Source organism: Planococcus donghaensis MPA1U2, assembly GCF_000189395.1.
GTDB classification, from domain to species: domain Bacteria; phylum Bacillota; class Bacilli; order Bacillales_A; family Planococcaceae; genus Planococcus; species Planococcus donghaensis_B.
Genome location: NZ_AEPB01000015.1, coordinates 21,812 through 38,411 on the forward strand (window position 1 = coordinate 21,812; position 16,600 = coordinate 38,411).

Sequence of the window (16,600 nt, forward strand, 5' to 3'; positions counted from 1 at the left end):
ACAAAAAACCGTGATTTGGATTTATCCAAATCACGGTTTTTTATGCCATGCCGGAGTCAAACTTCACACATTCTGCACGTTATAGGAGTACATTAAGAGAAATAAGAGACAATTGAACAAGGGAGGTTGAAAGTAATGATGGGACCAGATTGGGGAATCGGCTGGGGAATGGGAGGAGGACTTTGGTTGATAATTCTATTAGTAATAATCATCGGCTTTGCAATGTACTTCTTTATGAAAAACAACAATAACAGTAACACCAACAACAATTTTCCTAGTTCACGGAAAGATTCAAGTGCAGATGCAATGGAAATAGCTAAAACCAGATTAGCGAAAGGAGAGATTACAGCTGAAGAATTTGAAGAAATTAAGAAAAAACTGTTATGAAAAATGAAAAACCGCAATCTGGATCACTAACTCCAAATGGCGGTTTTTTTCTATTATAAAGTTTATACAATCAAGTATTCTTTCAATGCTTGCTGCAATGTGCCAAGTGTTTTCGTCTTTGGATCAAATAATAACCCAAGTGCTACCATTTTTCGAACGACTTCTGCACGCAGTCCAGTAATAATCGATTGGCAACCCATCAGTGCAGAACCATCGATAATTTTCATGATGTGATGAATGACTTCAGGCTCCATTTCAACGATTCCAGACAAGTCTAGGATCAATGTTTGAATACGAGATACGCTCACTTCAGTCAAAACTTTTTCTTCGATAATTTCTGCTCGGAACGAATCGACAGAGCCAATCAACGGCAAAATAGAGACCGATGTACTAATAGGGATAATTGGTACAGACAAGTTTTCAACAAGCTGTCGATGTGCCAAAATCAGTGAATCCTTGTAAGTGGAATAGCTGATAAAAAATGTATTCAGGAATGTATCTACTCGTGTATTAATATCTTTTTCCATAGCGAAAAAGTCGAACGCAACTTCATTAGGTGTAGCTTGGTCGTATTGCTGAAGAAACGTCCAAAGGGTACGACGAATGGCTTGAATCCACTCTAATTTGAATGACAGATCAATCGAATGCGTAGCCCATGCAATTCCTTCTTGTTTCGCAAATAATTTAAGGTCCTCTTCTTGTCCATCGATAATGTAGCCAACCACCTGGTGGGCGTTGGTTACAAGGTTAATATTGCCGATTCTCAAGATTTCATTTATTTTGTCTTTTACAGTGACCGCTTCCTCTAATAATGTTTCTTCAAATGCTATTTGATTTTGCAAAAAGTACGATTTAATCTCTTCTGAACTTTGCAATGCCTCAGTCATTAGTTTTTCTCCTTTATAAATAAATCTCTTTAATCACATTAATTATTATGTTTAGTATAACATTAACAAGAATTTTTAGTGCAATGTTACTAGGACAAGGAACAGTTTTAATTATACCCACGGGCGTATAATTAAAAACATCTTTTATAAAAAAATTTTAGATTTAGAAAACGATTTCATACGTATAAATTATTCTTTTTAAATAAGGTTCTAAATGGCCTTGTCGCTTTTGGCAATTGTATAGAAGATCATTCAAAAAGCAGTAAGAAACCTTTTAAAGGGTTCTTACTGCTTTTAAATAGAACTTAGTGTTTAGCTGGTAAATCCTCGACGTCTTGTTCTGTCCGTTCTTCTTGTTCGATTTTGTGAATCATACTACCAACAGAAGAGATACGTCCTTGAATGTCTTTATGCGTTAAGTGTTTTCGTTCGAGCATGGTCGGAGATTCGACGCCTGCAGCTGCTGCCACGTTAAACAAACCGGCCCGTAATGACATAACATAATTGGCAACGCGGTACATTTTCTCGCTAACCACTAAGCCATCTTGTAGGTCAGGGTCTGTAGTTGCAACCCCAACAGGGCACGTGTTTGTATGACAAACTCCTGCCATAATGCAGCCAACACTGATCATAAATCCTCGCGCGATATTGACAAGGTCAGCCCCCATCGCAAGGGCGATTGCTATTTTATCTGGTGTAATGAGTTTACCGGAAGCGATCAACTTTACGCGATCACGTACGCCGTATTGACGTAGCAATTCATCGACAATCGGTAAGGCAGTCATGATGGGCAAACCGACTGAATCGGCAAGTTCTTGGTAAGTCGCACCAGTTCCGCCTTCACCACCATCGATGGTGATAAAGTCAGGCCCTTTGCCGCTGTCTTTCATAATTTGAACCATTTCTTCAAGTCCTTCAACATCTCCGACTACAATTTTCATGCCAACAGGTTTGCCGCCAACTTCACGCATTTCTTCGATAAAATCAAACAGTTTTTCAAACGAATCGTATTCTGTGAAGCGGTTTGGGCTGTTTACGGTTTTTCCGGGTTCAATCAACCGAATACGCGCAATTTCTTCAGTTACTTTCTGACCTTCTAAATGGCCACCACGTGTTTTCGCACCTTGTGCGAGTTTCACTTCAAAAGCTTTTACTTTGTCCATGTCAGCTTTTTCTTTAAACGCTTCCCATGAAAACTCGCCACCCGGCGTTCGAACGCCAAAGAGACCGGGACCAATTTGCATGATTAAATCGGTGTTCCCAGCTAAATGATGATCCGAAATACCACCTTCTCCGGTATTCATCCATGTACCACCTGCAATGCCAAGTCCTTTGGATAGGGCAGTAATGGCATTTTCTCCTAAAGCGCCGTAGCTCATAGCAGACATGCCCACTTGTCCTTTAATTCGGAAGGGTTTGCTGCAATAGCCTTCACCGAGCACTACTGCATCTTCATCCCGTAAATAATACGGATCAGTAAGAACTTCTTCGCGATGTTCTTTTCTCGACATTAATCCTTCATGGTCAACAACATATTGGTAAGTTGTCACTTTTTTGCTGTTGTCAATTTTTAGTTCTGTTCGTAATTTCGGGAACAGTGAATTGCGAATGTAGAAACCGTCTTCTGCAAAATTGCGACTTGATCCAAATCCAATTAACCGTTCATTGTATTTTCCGGCTTTGACGATATCTTGGTATTGCATACGTGAGAAGGGAAGCCCTTCGTTGTCACCAGAAAATAAATATTGGCGTAGTTCAGGCCCAACATGTTCAGCCATATAGCGAACCCGTCCAAGTAACGGGAAATTGCGTAGAACTGCATGTTGTTTTTGATGATTGTCTTTTTGATAAATGTAAGCAATATAAGCAAGTGGAGCTGCGATAGTCGACCCCACGAGTGCTGATGGTAAGTATTTCGTTATTTTCCCCATAAAATCCACCTTTTTTAGTTTTTTATACGTTCTTCAATGCGTTTTCGATTGGGGTGTTTCCAGGTATCACTTTTAATGTTTTATTGTATGTAGCATTGTTGGTAAGAGATTCAACTAAAACAGCAGCGACGTCTTCATAAGGAATTTCCATAACCTTTTTGGGTGGGGAAGTAATGACATCAATCGTGCCTTTTCCAGGTTTGTGAACGCCGCGGCTCGAATAAACGACTGTATACGTAAAGACGTCTAGCTTAATAAGTTCTTCAGGAATTTTCTTGCCACCCGTGTCTTGAGATTCAGCAGATTCATCTACGCGAGCTGGACTCAAATAAACAACTCGTTCAATTCCTTGAGTGCGCGCTTCTTTCAGCGCATGAGCTACCGCTTCTTTATCAACAAGTACGTTTCTGTTTTCACCCGCTGTTGGATTTGCACCAGCTATATAAATAATTGCTTCGCATCCTGAAATCGCATCTACAAAATCGTAATCTTTCGTGACACATACATCGGCAGCACCAATCATTTTCAGTTCTTCTGCCCGATTCTCGGTTTCTGCAATCGTGATGGCTTCATGGTTTTCGGCAGCGAGCTTTTTTAACACATACTCTCCGACATCTCCACCACCACCAAATACGAATACTTTCATCCAATCCCTCCCCGTGTAAAATGCTGTATTCAACTTTTCCCTTCTGCTTGAGGGATGAAACCATTTAATAGGAAAGAACGGGTTTAATTTAGGCGATAAGCAAAATAGCAGAAACCCATTCACTGGTTTCTGCTTTTTGTACGTACTTATATGATAAGTCTACTTTAGTACACCTAAATATTCTTCCCAAGGACCGACATCTTTTCGATATCTTTCTGCCATCACCCTAACAATTTGAGAAAGATGTGTTAAATCGTGGACCATCCATGTAGAAATCAATTCTCTTAGTTTCACTTCACCAAACACAGGATGTTCTCCAGTTAACTCGAATTGTGAGTCGGATTTGATCAAGTCTTTGACAATCTTAATATTTTGTAAACGTAGCTGTTTGAATTCAGCCAGTTTTTGCTCGAGTGAGGTTTTAGGTGGGTTCGTAATATGACCATCCCGATCAAATGGAGGAAAAGACTTGTTTTCGGTTTCTGCTAAAATGGTTTTTATCCTTGGAATCCAGTTAGTTTTTTCGCATTCAATTAAATGATCGATAACTTGAGAAGTATTCCAAGTTCCTTCTCCTTCATTGCAGGTTAGCCAATCGTTCGATAAATTAGATAAAAAACTTTCTAAAGTTTTTGGTGTGGCTTCTAGAATTTGTATGGCTTCGTCTAAAGAAAAATTCATAGAATTTCCTCCTCGTATAAATTACTTGAATAGTAGAGTAGCGAAAGAGCCCATATAGTTAATACATTTACAGCGTACCATTTAATTAAACTGAAGAAGTACTTTTCTCAGGAGCATATGATTTCTATATTTCGTTTTTTGAAAGCAGCTGTGTATTTAAGTTATACAAAGATTACATAAAGTAAGTTTTTAAAATCGGCAGGTAGGGAAATAAAAGGAGTATGTCGAAGTTTTGAAGAATTTAATAAGTAATGGAGTTGGTAGGTTGACGTCTCGATCTCCACATGAATTTTGCCGAATCGATATAAGGGTTAAAGATGAAATACTTAGGAGAAGAAGGGCGGTACATACATGAGCAATTCAACAAAATCCGTTATTGTTATTGGGGGCGGACTTGGCGGCTTATCAGCGGCAATTTCTCTTGCGCAACAAGGATACGAAGTTTCGTTATATGAAAAAAATGATCACATTGGCGGGAAAGTCAATCTTTTAGAGCAAGACGGATTTGGGTTTGACCTTGGTCCATCTATTTTAACAATGCCTCATATTTTCGATAAATTGTTCCAAGGGAGCGGCAAGCGCATGGAAGATTATGTACAAATTCAACGACTTAACCGTGAGTGGCGCTCGTTTTTCCCTGATGGCACGGTACTCGATTTGTATCACGATCTTGATTTGATGGAGCGGGAAAACCCTGCTCTTTCTCGCAAAGACATGAAAGAGTATTATGCATTATTAAAATACGCGCAGAAAATTTACAAAACGACTGAACACAGTTATTTAAAAGAAGGTTTTGAGTCACCTGCTGAAGCAGTTGCGCAAAACGGTATTTTGGCCACTTTAACTGGCTTTGATTTGACATCTACTATGTATAGCGCGATTTCCAAACGCATCAGCAATCCGCATTTGCGTGACATGCTTTCGTATTATGTGAAGTATGTCGGGTCTTCTCCATATAGTGCGCCTGCCGTATTGAATATGATGATTTATATGCAACATGCGCAAGGCTGTTGGTATGTAAAAGGCGGCACACATAAACTAGCAGAAGGTTTAACGAAACTAGCCGAAGAGATCGGCGTTAAACTGTACACAGGTAGGGGTGTCATTCGTGCGCTAACAAGCGAAGATGATAAAATCGTTGGTATTGAACTAGAAGATGGTTCGTTCAAAAAGGCCGATTATTATGTGTCGAATATGGAAGTGATTCCGTTCTATAAAAAAATGGTGGCGGCAGACGAAAACTTTGTTGCGGATTTGAAGAAGAAATACGAACCCGCAAGTTCAGGACTTGTGTTGCATCTCGGCGTTAAAAAAACCTACCCATTTTTAAATCATCACAACTTTTTCTTCTCGGAAAACTTACATGAACAAATGGAGAAAGTGTTTGAAAAACACGAGTTGCCCGATGACCCAACCATTTACTTAGTCAACGTCAATAAAACCGATCCGACACAAGCACCAGAAGGGCACGAAAACATTAAGATTTTGCCACACATTCCGTATATCCAAGACAATCCGTTTACACCTGAAGATTATGCGAAGTTTGAAGAAATTGTTCTTGATAAACTAGAACGCATGGGCATGCATGGCCTTCGAGACAATATTGTCACACGTGACGTTTGGACGCCACATGACATCGAACGCGTTTACGGTTCAGACCGTGGGGCAATTTATGGCACAGTTTCCGATAAAAAGAAAAACGGTGGCTTTAAGCATAAAAAGCAAAGCGAATTATACGACAACCTGTACTTTGTCGGCGGCACAGTGAATCCAGGTGGTGGTATGCCAATGGTGACATTGAGTGGACAGCAAGTGAGCGATAAAATTGTGAAACGTGATCAGGAACAGAGGAAATAAATAAAAAAGATTGCTAACAGAGCGAACGTTAGCAATCTTTTTTTATGCAAATTTCATGAAAAGAAGCCCTCGCTAGTCAGCGACGACTTCTTTTTCATTTAATATGAGACGATAATTAACTTCAGCTTTGAGCGAATGAGCAACAGGACAATACTTTTCTTCACTGACTTTGATGGCATGCAGCACTTTTTCTTTAGCAATTTCACCTGCAACGAAAAATGTAACTAAAAGTGACAAAAATTCTTTTGGTGGATCTTGTCGTTTGATGCCTTCGGTGACGATTTCTAAGGAACGAATATTTTTCATTTGAGATCGTAAAATCATGACGACATCCATTCCGATACAACCTGCAAGTGATCCGAGCAAAGCCTGCATTGGCAATAAACCTTGATCATTTCCAACACCTTGGTGAGCATCCATTGTCAGCGAATGACCTCCTTGTCCAACAGCTGAGAAAACAAAGTCGCCTTGCCACTTGGTGGTAATCGTTAATTGATCTGTCTCCATCTCATCGCCCTCCATGTTTTTTGTCAGTTTACCACAAGTTGTTTAAATCTTTTTTAGCATTAATCTAAAATGATATCTTTTCCTTGTTCGCGCAAAGCCTTTAAAGAGGAAAGCATGTGGTTAATTTCTTCCTCAGTGTGTCTTTGCCAAGAGCCCAACTCAGCAACAATTTTTAATGGAGAAGTCGATCTGTAGGACCGTGTTGGGTTACCGGGAAATCGTTTATTGGTTAAGTTTGGATCGTCTTCGAATTCACCTAAAGGTTCAACAATGTAAATACGTTCTTTAGAGTGTGCTACCGCCAGTTCTGCTCCCCATTTGGCCGCATCTAAGGAAGCGGTAAAATATATATGATTGGATTTTTTGTCTTGAAAATTTGATTGATTTTGGGGTTCTAATAAATCTCCAATGTGCAGTGCTGCTTTAGTTCCATGAAAAAAAGGACCTTTGTCTAAAAAATTTTGTTCTTCTTTCATTACCAGTTACCTCCAAAATGGTATTTTTTAATCAACTTATGTAGTAGTATAATGAATAAAAGAAGATTCAGAAAGGGGCAAATCGATGAGTTTCATAGAGGATTTAATGGGTGCGATTTTCGATTTATTAAAACTTTTTGGTTACTTTGTAGCTGGGGTAATCGTTGTGTCAATCGTCATGTACGGCCTTGCTGGATTATTCGATTTAATCAGCTATCTGTACTTCTAACATATGATATTAACAAAGACCATTTGATGAAATCAATCGATTTCGAAGATGGTCTTTTTCGTTTTATTCAACACGTAGAGCAACGCAATTCTGATTATTATGTATAATTGGATTAATTGGTCGGACTAATATTACTAATGAAACGCAAAAAAGGGAGCGAATCAATATGGCAATAGCAAATCAAGAGACGATTTTGGATAGTTTAAAAGAGCATTTAACCGCTGAGCAAATCAGTGTTAACGAAACAATTAAAGAACTGCATGGCAAAGATGAGTCTTACCATCAAATGAAGTTGCCAGATATCGTGGTTTTTCCTCAAACAACAGAACAAGTTTCAGCAATTATGAAAATATCCGCACAATACAAAATCCCGGTTATTCCGTTTGGTCTAGGTTCAAGTTTAGAAGGCCATGTCATTCCGCAAAGCGGTGGAATAACAATTGATTTTTCCTTAATGAACAACGTATTAGACGTTTATGAAGAAGATTTTTTAGTGAGAGTCCAGCCTGGAGTAACGCGCACGCAACTCAATAAAGAGTTAAAGAAATATGGGTTGTTTTTCACCGTAGATCCTGGAGCTGATGCCACACTCGGTGGAATGGTCGCAACAAATGCGAGCGGAACGACGACAGTGAGATATGGCGTTATGCGCGACCAAGTACGTGATTTAGAAGTGGTGTTGGCAGATGGTACCGTCATTCACACCGGAAGCAAGGCAGCAAAATCTTCATCGGGTCTTCATTTAAATGGCTTGTTTGTCGGTTCTGAAGGTACGCTCGGATGTTTTACTGAAATGACGCTACGTGTTTACGGAATTCCTGAGTTTATCACCGCAGCACGTGCATCGTTTGAGACCGTGAAAGATGCGGTAGAAGCGGTTGTTTCTATTTTGCAAGCGGGCATTCCAATTGCACGAGTCGAACTATTAGATGAAGAGTCCATGAGACAAGTTAATAAATACAACGATACAGCTTATCTCGAAAAACCAACTCTGTTTTTAGAGTTTCACGGCAACGAGGCCGGGTTGCAACAAGATGTTGAGTTTATGCAAGAAATCGTTCAAGGGCATGGCTGCACAGAAGTAGCTTTTGAAACAGATACAGCCGCACGGAATCGTTTGTGGGAAGCACGCCATACATTAGCCTATGCGTATATCCATGCGCATCCCGGCAAAAAAATGATGGTAACGGATGTTTGCTTGCCAATTTCAGAACTGGCTGGAGCAGTAGAACATGCCCGTGAAAACCTATTAGAACTGGGCTTACCTGGCGGAGTTCTTGGACATGTTGGCGATGGCAATTACCACGCGCTTATTATGATTGATATGAACAATCAAGAAGAAGTAGAAAAATCACAGGAGTTCAACGAACGTATTGTGTTGTACGCACTTGAAAGAGGCGGTACGTGTACAGGGGAGCATGGTGTGGGCATTGGTAAGCAAAAATATCAGCGTCAAGAACATGGCGGTGCTTTTGATGTCATGGAAAAAATTAAAGTCGCTCTAGATCCTGCCAATCTATTAAATCCGGGGAAGAATATAAAAGGAGAGTAAATAGTGAGTAGCCGTCCATATGTTGGGCGGCTTTTTCTATGGGTTAAAAAAGGTAGCTAGGAATTTCCTAGCTACCTTTAGTAATTATTTTATTTTGTATTTGTAAATCCGCCATCGATGCGAACTGTTTCACCATTAATGTAATCTGCTTTTATCAGCAAGAACGTCACAAGTTCTGCGACATCTTCTGGTTGTCCCAAGCGTTTTTGTGGAATCCCAGCTTCAGCACTTTCTTTCATATCTGGATTGTCTTCGAAGAACTTTTTCACCATTGGCGTTTGAATCGGACCAGGTGCAATCGCATTGACACGAAGACCATCTTTAGCATACTCTGCCACAAGACTTTTCGTCATACCAACAATACCGTGTTTCGTAGCACCATACGTCACAACAGAAGCTTGTCCAATGACGCCTGCGCTTGAAGCTGTATTTACAATAGAACCTCCGCCATTTTTCAACATTGCTTCTCCGACATATCGTAAACCGTATAATGCGCCAAGCAAGTTAATGCCGACAATTTGATCGATTTCTTGAATATCTGTTTCAAGGAATTTTTTGCCGCTGCCGGAAATTCCGGCGTTGTTGAAGAAGTAATCGATTGAGCCAAAATGCTCTAGTGTTTTGTCTACATAGTTTTTAACGTCTTCTACTTTTGAGACGTCTGCTTTAATGAAAATTGCATCGACGCCTTTTTCTTTTAGTTTTTCGACTGTTTCATTACCGCTATCTTCACTAATGTCGACTACAGAGACATTGACACCTTCAGCTGCTAAATAAAAAGCAGTAGTTTGACCAAGTCCGCTGCCGCCGCCTGTAATGATTGCTGTTTTGTTCAATTTTATCTTCCTCCTCTAATGAAATTAACTTCTATATTCTTTCTTTCCCTAAAATAGAAAAGTTAACCGACATACCGCAAAACTGCTTGTCTCTAGTGCTATATTGAGGAGCTGTATAAGTGTTACCAAATAGCTTACAATTTAAGAAACGATGTTAGTTACGTGAGGAGGATGGATATGAATATTGGGATCATTGGAACGGGCAACATCGCAACGTATTTATTGGAACAAGTAAACGTTAATCACTTGGTCGATGGTCAAGTGATTGCTTTTTTCGGGCGTAACAAGGAAGTGGGACCGCGACTAAGTAAAAAATATGACGTTAGTTTTTATACCGATCTCCAAGAGTTTTTGAACACGCCACTCGATATTGTTGTAGAAGCATCAACGATCGAAGCGGCAAGTCTTTACGTGGAAGATGTGGTCGCTCGAAAAAAAGACCTCGTAGTTAGCAGCATCGGGGTATTTAAAGAAGGTACTTTTCTAGATAAAGTCAAAAAAATGGCAGCGTCTTCAGGTACGACCGTATTCCTCCCATCAGGTGCGATTGGCGGACTAGACGTTTTGCAATCGGCTAAAGCGGCTCGTGGTTTAAAACAAGTTCAGATCACGACACGGAAATCTCCAGCATCGCTCGGCATAGAATCAGACGAAGAGAAAGTGGTATTTGAAGGTACTGCATATCAAGCAGTTGAAAAATTTCCAAAGAACACCAATGTAGCATTAGTGCTCGCCATTGCGGGAATCGGTGCTGAAAAAACGAAAGTGCGTGTGATCGTTGATCCGTCTGTTACACAAAACTCTCACACCATTGAAGCAGAAGGGGATTTTGGGCGGATGGAGTTAAAAATTGAAAACAACCCGATGCCAAGTAACCCAAAGACCAGTCTTCTTGCAGCATTGAGTATTTTGAGCGTGTTGCAAAATAAAGAAAGTGCGCTTCGAATTGGCAACTAAATAGAAGAGAAATGACATATATTCTTGAAGTTTAACTACTCTAAGTTGGTGGGGAGGTTTGGGAATTGAAAATCATAGTAGCGCCCGATTCGTTTAAAGGCAGTTTAACAGCCATAAAAGCAGCTGAAGCGATGGCTGAAGGCATACGAGAGCTTGACCGTAGTATAGATGTCGTTCTATTGCCCGCAGCAGATGGCGGGGAAGGCACAATGAGTGCCATGGTCAGAGCGACTAGCGGCAAACTAACCGAACATCTAGTTGAAGATCCGCTTGGGCGTACGATAACTGCTTGTTACGGTGTTTTAGGCGATGGTCAAACGTGCGTAATTGAAATCGCTGAAGCTTCAGGGCTGTCACTTTTAAAAGAAGAAGAACGAAATCCGTTAATCACATCTTCCTTTGGTACCGGACAATTGATGGGCTACGCATTAGATGCAGGGTTTCGGAAGTTTATTATAGGACTTGGAGGAAGTGCTACAAATGATGGGGGAGCGGGGATATTAGAAGCTCTTGATATGAAATTTTTGGACGGTGATGGACAGCGTATAGCAAGAGGTGGCGGCTCATTAGGAGAGCTTTTCAAAATAGACGCCTCCAACTTTGACCGACGCCTTACAGAAAGCACCTTTTTGATCGCGAGTGATGTAGAAAATCCTTTCATCGGGAAACAAGGAGCTTCAGCCATATTTGGTCCCCAAAAAGGTGCGACTCCTGAGTTGGTCGAGCAGCTAGATAATAATTTGCGAAACTTCGCCGATAAAGTCGAGCAACTAACAGGTATGGCTCTCCATAACAAACAAGGGGCTGGTGCAGCAGGTGGGGCAGGAGGTGCATTGCAGGCCTTTTTCAAAGGGGACATGCAATTTGGTGTTGAGGTGGTATTGGAAGCAATGGGCTTTGAATCGTATATTGAAACAGCAGACTTAATCATAACTGGAGAAGGAAAAAGTGACAGTCAGACCTTATCTGGAAAAACGCCTTTTGGCATTGCACAAGTCACTAAGCGAGCAGGCAAACCGGTTATACTGGTTTCTGGAATGGTTGAGTCAGAAAGTCGGAGTTTGTTGCAGTCTTATTTTACAGAGGTCTATTCAATTGTTGGTGCTGAAGTTTCAGCTAAACAAGCGATGTCAGATGCTTATAACCAATTAAAGATAAAAACACGTACTGCTGTTAAAACATTTATGGAGAACAATTAGAAAAAATAAAACGTCGCTTCTTAGATTTCATTCTAGGGAGCGGCGTTTTACGTTGGTTGTAATTTTCAATAACAGTAAAATTTTAGTTATTATCTATTTAGTTATATGATACTATTGAATCATTAGTTGGGTCTTATTGATTATTTAAAAGTATTTATGATTTAACAATCAAATTAATTTAAGGGGATACTTCATGACAAAATTAACGGAGAACTTAAAGGCATTGCGCTTACAAAATAAATTGTCTCATCAGCTGGTTGCCGAGCATTTGAAAATAACTAAAGCTGTGTATGGGAAATTCGAACTCGGTACTACAGAACCTTCATTAAAGTTGTTAGTGAAGTTAGCTGATTTGTACAGCATATCTTTAGATGCTTTGGTAGGTAGAGACTTCGCAGCGGATGGTCAAATAATTAATCAATTGCTCATGAAGAAAGAACTGAAGAAAGAAATGACAAAAGAAATTAATAACTTGGTGAAACAATTAGGAAATCAATTTATTCAAAGTAAAGAAGCAGACATTGTAAAAAGAGTAAAGCAGAAATTTAATTTGAATTAATGCTGTAAATCATATTAATAGATATTATTGGGAAAAAGATAGAGATCTCAATATAGCGAAAATTGTTGAGAAGAATGCAATTGAAAATGCACGGACAGAAGCTCTTAAATATTGTTCTTGAAAAAGAAAACAAGGAGAACTAGCTATGTTTACAATTTTTAAAAAGAAGTGTGCCGTATGCAAACAGAAAGCAAATGAACCTAGAAAATATTACGATGACCAGCATAAAGCAGTTTTTGTTTGTGTTAAATGTGTTATTTATGCAGAAAGAAGAGCTTATCTAAAAAGAAAGGCTTGAAAAAGCTTATATTTAGTAGTTAGACCAACAAAATAAGATCGAAGTTCACTTTGCAAAGGACGGTTACCATGGCAAGAAAGAAAAAGAAGGAAAGTCTATCAGAGCTGATAATGGGAGTTTTAATTTTCAGCAGTGCAGTTACATTTATTTACACACAATCACTTCCAGCCACCGTTAGCGTTTTTGTAACTGGTTTTATTATTATGTTGGTACTCGTAAAAATGAGCCAATTGAAAAAGCAAAACAAATTAAATGCATCAGGAATTTTACGAGTAGATACAATGTCTGGAGCGGAATTTGAAGAATTTTTACGGTTACGCTATCAGTCAGAAGGTTATACTGTTCGAAAAACGCCTTACGCAGGCGACTATGGAGCAGATTTGATTTTAGAAAAAGGTATTCAAAAATTGCGGTGCAAGCAAAAAGATATAAAAGCAATGTGGGAATTAAAGCAGTACAAGAAATTTCTGCTGCAAAGCTTCATTATGGTGCAAACGAAGCATGGGTTGTCACCAATAGTTTTTTCACGAAGGCTGCTTCAGAATTAGCAACTAGTAATCACGTTAAATTAGTCAATAGAGATCAACTAATGAAGATTTTGCTAGAAAAAAAGACAGAGTAAAACAGTAGTTTTCATTTCTAAAAAACTTTGTGGTTTTGCAGTAAAATCCTAATTTAAATCGTAGTCGATTTAACCACTATATAATATGTGAAATGAAAATTTCTAAAGTTCCGTAACATAAAAAAAGATACCTCTTTCGAAATCTAACTGATATCGATAGAGGTATTTTTTATTACTATAGCAATTGGATTGATTTTAAAAAAATCAAAGCAGCTGTAGCTCGGTTTGTCTAGGAACTCAAGGTTTCTTACTTTGCTTTCAGTGGAATCCAAATTTCAGAATAGGAATCTTGGCGGTAGGCATCTTCTTTTGGATAGACTTCGAGTTCCGGCGTTCCAGCATGTTCATACGGATTGGAAGGAAACCATTCAGAGAAAATTTTCTTCCACGCATCCTGTATGGCATCTGGCATCGGACCATGAACTTTAAAAACACCCCATTTCGAGCCTGGAATTTCCATCGTTTCTAACCCATCTAGTTTTTCTGTATTCGTTTCAGTAGCAATCCAGTATTCCATAATACCATCTGATTTCCCAACACAAACACCTAATACGCCTGCTATTTGTCCCTTATTTAGACGAAAAAGTAAATCATCTGTCCCGTCGGCAAGTGCTGTACGCCACATTTCGGGAATGCCTTTCAAGTTACCATTGTTTACTGTTGAAAACTGCTGCTTTACACCAGCTACTTTGAAACTGCCTCGTTCTACAATTGTATATTCCATTGGTTCTGCTCCTTTCAGTTTTACTTAGATGACTAAACGGTTATATGATTTTAAACTGCCCAAATTCTTGCGCGCTTCACTTGGTGCAATACCATGTTGTCGGCGGAAAGCTTTAGAGAAAGCTTCTGGGGATTCATATCCGTATTTAAAAGATATATCAATAATCTTCTTGTTAGTACTTACTAATTCATGTGCTGCGAGTGTTAAGCGTCTGCCACGGATGTATTCGCCAACCGACATATCTGTAAGAATCGAGAATGTTCGCTGAAAATGAAACATAGAAACGTTTGCCCGCGCTGCGATTTGTTCGAGCGTAATGGGTTCCTCTAGATGTTCATCTATAAAATCGATTGCCTGCTGCATGGATTCTAGCCAGCCCATCTCGATCACTCCTTAGTTTTATTTTATATGTTTTGTTAGATGAATTCCTGTCAATAAATGCTCTCTTTGGACAGGGTATGTAAAGCTTTTATCCATTCATATAATTGAATCTATTATAAGGCGTCTTGGTACGAACAATCAAAAGCCCTACTGTCTCCTGAAAATGAGGAGGCAATAGGGCTTTCATTAAATAGCGCATTCATTCTATTCGACTTCAACAGATGAGGTGGAAGCTGCACGCAATTTTAGACTTCCTACAACAATTAACGAACAAAGCAGAATAAGTACCGTTATAAAAATTGAGCTGATAAGTACTTGGCCATACCCACTAATTCGTGGATCTAAAAACGGGTACGGATACCAATCCACCAGCGGACCGCGGAGTAATGTGTAAACTAAGTAAGCGAGTGGATAGAGAATCCATAACCACATGCGTCGAAAAGAAATAAGGTTTCGTGAAGGGAAAGCTAGCCAATCAAATAATGCATACAGGGGTAACAATGTATGCAAAATGAAATTTACCCAAGGAATAGTCGTTTGGAGCTCTGCTTCCATGCCGCGTAAGAATAGAAAATAAACAATTCCTGTTGTCATGATGTAAGTTGTCACGGCTCCTCGGACTAATTGGAATTGTGGAGAGTGGAATTGTTTAGTAGAGAGCATAGCCCCGATTAGTAATACACCTACAATTAAAATATTGCTTTGTATTGTGAAGAAGCTAAAAAAATTACTGAGAACTAGACCATTATAGCGTAACCCATGTGTCATTTGAGCAATAATAGCGATCAAGCCCATGATGCTAAGTACTAAACGAAGTCCTCGAGCTATTTTTTTCATTTATTCATCTCCTTAAAATATCCTTTTCATAAAGCTAATTGGTCTTATGAAATTGCTTCACCGTTCAACAAACCGAGCAAGGTTTTCAAGCGTAGAATTTAATCCTATATCATGATCCTCTTTACGTATGCCTTTAGGAACGTATTCGCAAATAAGCGTAACACGCGTTCCTTCTGAAACAGTTTCTAAATACCACGTTTGAATCATTTCACTTGAAAACGCAGGATCTTCGGAGTCAAATACGACTGACATCACTATTTTTGTGTCTTTCACTACTTTTAGAAATGTACCTTGGAAAACATCTGTATCACGCGAAGTTTTTCCTTTTTGTGAGTCAGTGACTTTGTATATAAGACTCATTTTGTATACCCCGCCTTCACAAACATCAAATGTTTCAATTTTTGCGGACATACCTTGAGGGGGAAGCCACAAAGCAAATGTATCAGGATTGATGAATGATTGGTAAATATCTTTGGAAGAAACCTTGATCAGGCGTGTGGCAGAATCGATTCGGTAGTTGAATGGCTGGATAATTATAAACAACTCCTTTTGAAATCTGATTAATAAGAATTTAATTTCTATATACTCATTTTATCATTAGTTCTATCCAGCGATAAATAAATTATTGGAATTTATATAGACTAAAAGAAATGCTTATTGTAATATTAAGGGATAAAAATAAACCTTTTGAGATGAGGAAATAATAATGACGACTTTTAACTCTAGTATCGCAAGCAAACAAGGTCTTACAAGCGAACAATTGATGATTGTTCAACAAGAAATGGAAGCAAAATCTAAAAAACCATTAATTGCTTACCTATTGTGGTTCTTCTTAGGCTCTTTTGGTGGTCACCGCTTTTATCTAGGAAATACTGTGATGGGCGTATGTATGCTTCTTTTTGGTTGGATGACATTATTTATTTGGCCGCTAGTTGATGTGTTTTTCATCGGTGGGCGTATTAGAGCGGTTAATGAACAAGTTGAACATCAAGCAATTTCTCAAGTGAAATCTTACAATTAAGTCCTATTTAATG

Annotated in this window: 19 protein-coding genes and 1 pseudogene; 9 read left to right on the forward strand and 11 right to left on the reverse strand. The window is 39.1% G+C overall.

From position 1 onward, the window contains the following. Positions 1 to 135 precede the first annotated feature (135 nt). Positions 136 to 387 (forward strand): SHOCT domain-containing protein, encoded by a 252-nt coding sequence (locus tag GPDM_RS04070; protein WP_008429236.1) that lies wholly within the window; start codon positions 136 to 138, stop codon positions 385 to 387. Positions 388 to 449: 62 nt separating this feature from the next. Here the strand turns inward: GPDM_RS04070 and GPDM_RS04075 are convergent, their stop codons facing one another. The 4 genes from GPDM_RS04075 to GPDM_RS04090 all read right to left on the reverse strand — a co-directional run bounded on the left by GPDM_RS04075 (position 450) and on the right by GPDM_RS04090 (position 4,532). Then, positions 450 to 1,274 (reverse strand): STAS domain-containing protein, encoded by an 825-nt coding sequence (locus GPDM_RS04075; RefSeq protein WP_008429237.1) that lies wholly within the window; start codon positions 1,272 to 1,274, stop codon positions 450 to 452. Positions 1,275 to 1,579: 305 nt separating this feature from the next. Further along, a complete protein-coding gene (locus GPDM_RS04080) occupies positions 1,580 to 3,205 on the reverse strand; it encodes an FMN-binding glutamate synthase family protein (RefSeq protein ID WP_008429240.1) in 1,626 nt (541 codons plus the stop codon). Positions 3,206 to 3,227: 22 nt separating this feature from the next. Further along, positions 3,228 to 3,851 carry an NAD(P)H-binding protein gene (locus tag GPDM_RS04085; protein WP_008429241.1) on the reverse strand — a complete coding sequence of 208 codons (624 nt, stop codon included), beginning with the start codon at positions 3,849 to 3,851 and terminating at the stop codon, positions 3,228 to 3,230. Between the two features lie 159 nt (positions 3,852 to 4,010). Further along, positions 4,011 to 4,532 carry a DinB family protein gene (locus GPDM_RS04090; RefSeq protein WP_008429243.1) on the reverse strand — a complete coding sequence of 174 codons (522 nt, stop codon included), beginning with the start codon at positions 4,530 to 4,532 and terminating at the stop codon, positions 4,011 to 4,013. Between the two features lie 351 nt (positions 4,533 to 4,883). Between GPDM_RS04090 and GPDM_RS04095 the strand changes: the two genes are divergently transcribed. Beyond that, positions 4,884 to 6,389, forward strand: coding sequence for a phytoene desaturase family protein (locus GPDM_RS04095; protein ID WP_008429245.1), 1,506 nt, complete (start codon positions 4,884 to 4,886; stop codon positions 6,387 to 6,389). 72 nt (positions 6,390 to 6,461) lie between these two features. Here GPDM_RS04095 and GPDM_RS04100 read toward each other — a convergent pair whose 3' ends face one another. Both GPDM_RS04100 and arr read right to left on the reverse strand, forming a co-directional pair. Further along, positions 6,462 to 6,896 (reverse strand): OsmC family protein, encoded by a 435-nt coding sequence (locus tag GPDM_RS04100; protein WP_008429247.1) that lies wholly within the window; start codon positions 6,894 to 6,896, stop codon positions 6,462 to 6,464. A gap of 59 nt (positions 6,897 to 6,955) precedes the next feature. Continuing rightward, positions 6,956 to 7,372 carry an NAD(+)--rifampin ADP-ribosyltransferase gene (gene arr, locus GPDM_RS04105; protein ID WP_008429249.1) on the reverse strand — a complete coding sequence of 139 codons (417 nt, stop codon included), beginning with the start codon at positions 7,370 to 7,372 and terminating at the stop codon, positions 6,956 to 6,958. Positions 7,373 to 7,457: 85 nt separating this feature from the next. Here arr and GPDM_RS16710 point away from each other — a divergent pair, with 85 nt between their 5' ends. Both GPDM_RS16710 and GPDM_RS04110 read left to right on the forward strand, forming a co-directional pair. Further along, positions 7,458 to 7,601 carry a hypothetical protein gene (locus GPDM_RS16710; protein WP_008429251.1) on the forward strand — a complete coding sequence of 48 codons (144 nt, stop codon included), beginning with the start codon at positions 7,458 to 7,460 and terminating at the stop codon, positions 7,599 to 7,601. Between the two features lie 166 nt (positions 7,602 to 7,767). After that, the gene (locus GPDM_RS04110; protein ID WP_008429254.1) at positions 7,768 to 9,153 is read left to right on the forward strand and encodes an FAD-binding oxidoreductase; all 1,386 of its coding nucleotides are present in this window, start codon (positions 7,768 to 7,770) and stop codon (positions 9,151 to 9,153) included. Between the two features lie 89 nt (positions 9,154 to 9,242). Here the strand turns inward: GPDM_RS04110 and GPDM_RS04115 are convergent, their stop codons facing one another. Next, positions 9,243 to 9,989: an SDR family NAD(P)-dependent oxidoreductase gene (locus GPDM_RS04115; RefSeq protein ID WP_008429255.1), complete on the reverse strand. Its 747-nt coding sequence runs from the start codon at positions 9,987 to 9,989 to the stop codon at positions 9,243 to 9,245. Positions 9,990 to 10,166: 177 nt separating this feature from the next. Here GPDM_RS04115 and nadX point away from each other — a divergent pair, with 177 nt between their 5' ends. The 4 genes and pseudogenes from nadX (at position 10,167) to GPDM_RS16850 (ending at position 13,624) form a co-directional block, all read left to right on the forward strand. Beyond that, a complete protein-coding gene (gene nadX, locus GPDM_RS04120; protein WP_008429257.1) occupies positions 10,167 to 10,946 on the forward strand; it encodes an aspartate dehydrogenase in 780 nt (259 codons plus the stop codon). A gap of 65 nt (positions 10,947 to 11,011) precedes the next feature. Continuing rightward, positions 11,012 to 12,145, forward strand: a complete 1,134-nt coding sequence (locus tag GPDM_RS04125; RefSeq protein ID WP_008429260.1) for a glycerate kinase — start codon at positions 11,012 to 11,014, stop codon at positions 12,143 to 12,145. Between the two features lie 193 nt (positions 12,146 to 12,338). Further along, complete coding sequence (locus GPDM_RS04130) at positions 12,339 to 12,704, forward strand: helix-turn-helix domain-containing protein (protein ID WP_008429262.1); 366 nt, start codon at positions 12,339 to 12,341, stop codon at positions 12,702 to 12,704. 579 nt (positions 12,705 to 13,283) lie between these two features. Continuing rightward, a pseudogene (locus GPDM_RS16850) lies at positions 13,284 to 13,624 on the forward strand (restriction endonuclease). Between the two features lie 247 nt (positions 13,625 to 13,871). Here the strand turns inward: GPDM_RS16850 and GPDM_RS16960 are convergent. The 4 genes from GPDM_RS16960 to GPDM_RS04155 all read right to left on the reverse strand — a co-directional run bounded on the left by GPDM_RS16960 (position 13,872) and on the right by GPDM_RS04155 (position 16,109). Next, positions 13,872 to 14,348 (reverse strand): GyrI-like domain-containing protein, encoded by a 477-nt coding sequence (locus GPDM_RS16960; protein ID WP_008429268.1) that lies wholly within the window; start codon positions 14,346 to 14,348, stop codon positions 13,872 to 13,874. 24 nt (positions 14,349 to 14,372) lie between these two features. Beyond that, a complete protein-coding gene (locus tag GPDM_RS16965; protein WP_008429269.1) occupies positions 14,373 to 14,729 on the reverse strand; it encodes a helix-turn-helix domain-containing protein in 357 nt (118 codons plus the stop codon). A 204-nt stretch (positions 14,730 to 14,933) separates the two neighbouring features. After that, the gene (locus GPDM_RS04150) at positions 14,934 to 15,566 is read right to left on the reverse strand and encodes a Pr6Pr family membrane protein (protein ID WP_008429270.1); all 633 of its coding nucleotides are present in this window, start codon (positions 15,564 to 15,566) and stop codon (positions 14,934 to 14,936) included. 57 nt (positions 15,567 to 15,623) lie between these two features. Continuing rightward, positions 15,624 to 16,109, reverse strand: coding sequence for an SRPBCC domain-containing protein (locus tag GPDM_RS04155; protein ID WP_008429271.1), 486 nt, complete (start codon positions 16,107 to 16,109; stop codon positions 15,624 to 15,626). A gap of 163 nt (positions 16,110 to 16,272) precedes the next feature. On the opposite strand from GPDM_RS04155, the gene GPDM_RS04160 reads away from it, so the two are divergent. Beyond that, positions 16,273 to 16,587: a TM2 domain-containing protein gene (locus GPDM_RS04160; RefSeq protein WP_008429272.1), complete on the forward strand. Its 315-nt coding sequence runs from the start codon at positions 16,273 to 16,275 to the stop codon at positions 16,585 to 16,587. The last annotated feature ends 13 nt before the right edge of the window (positions 16,588 to 16,600 follow it).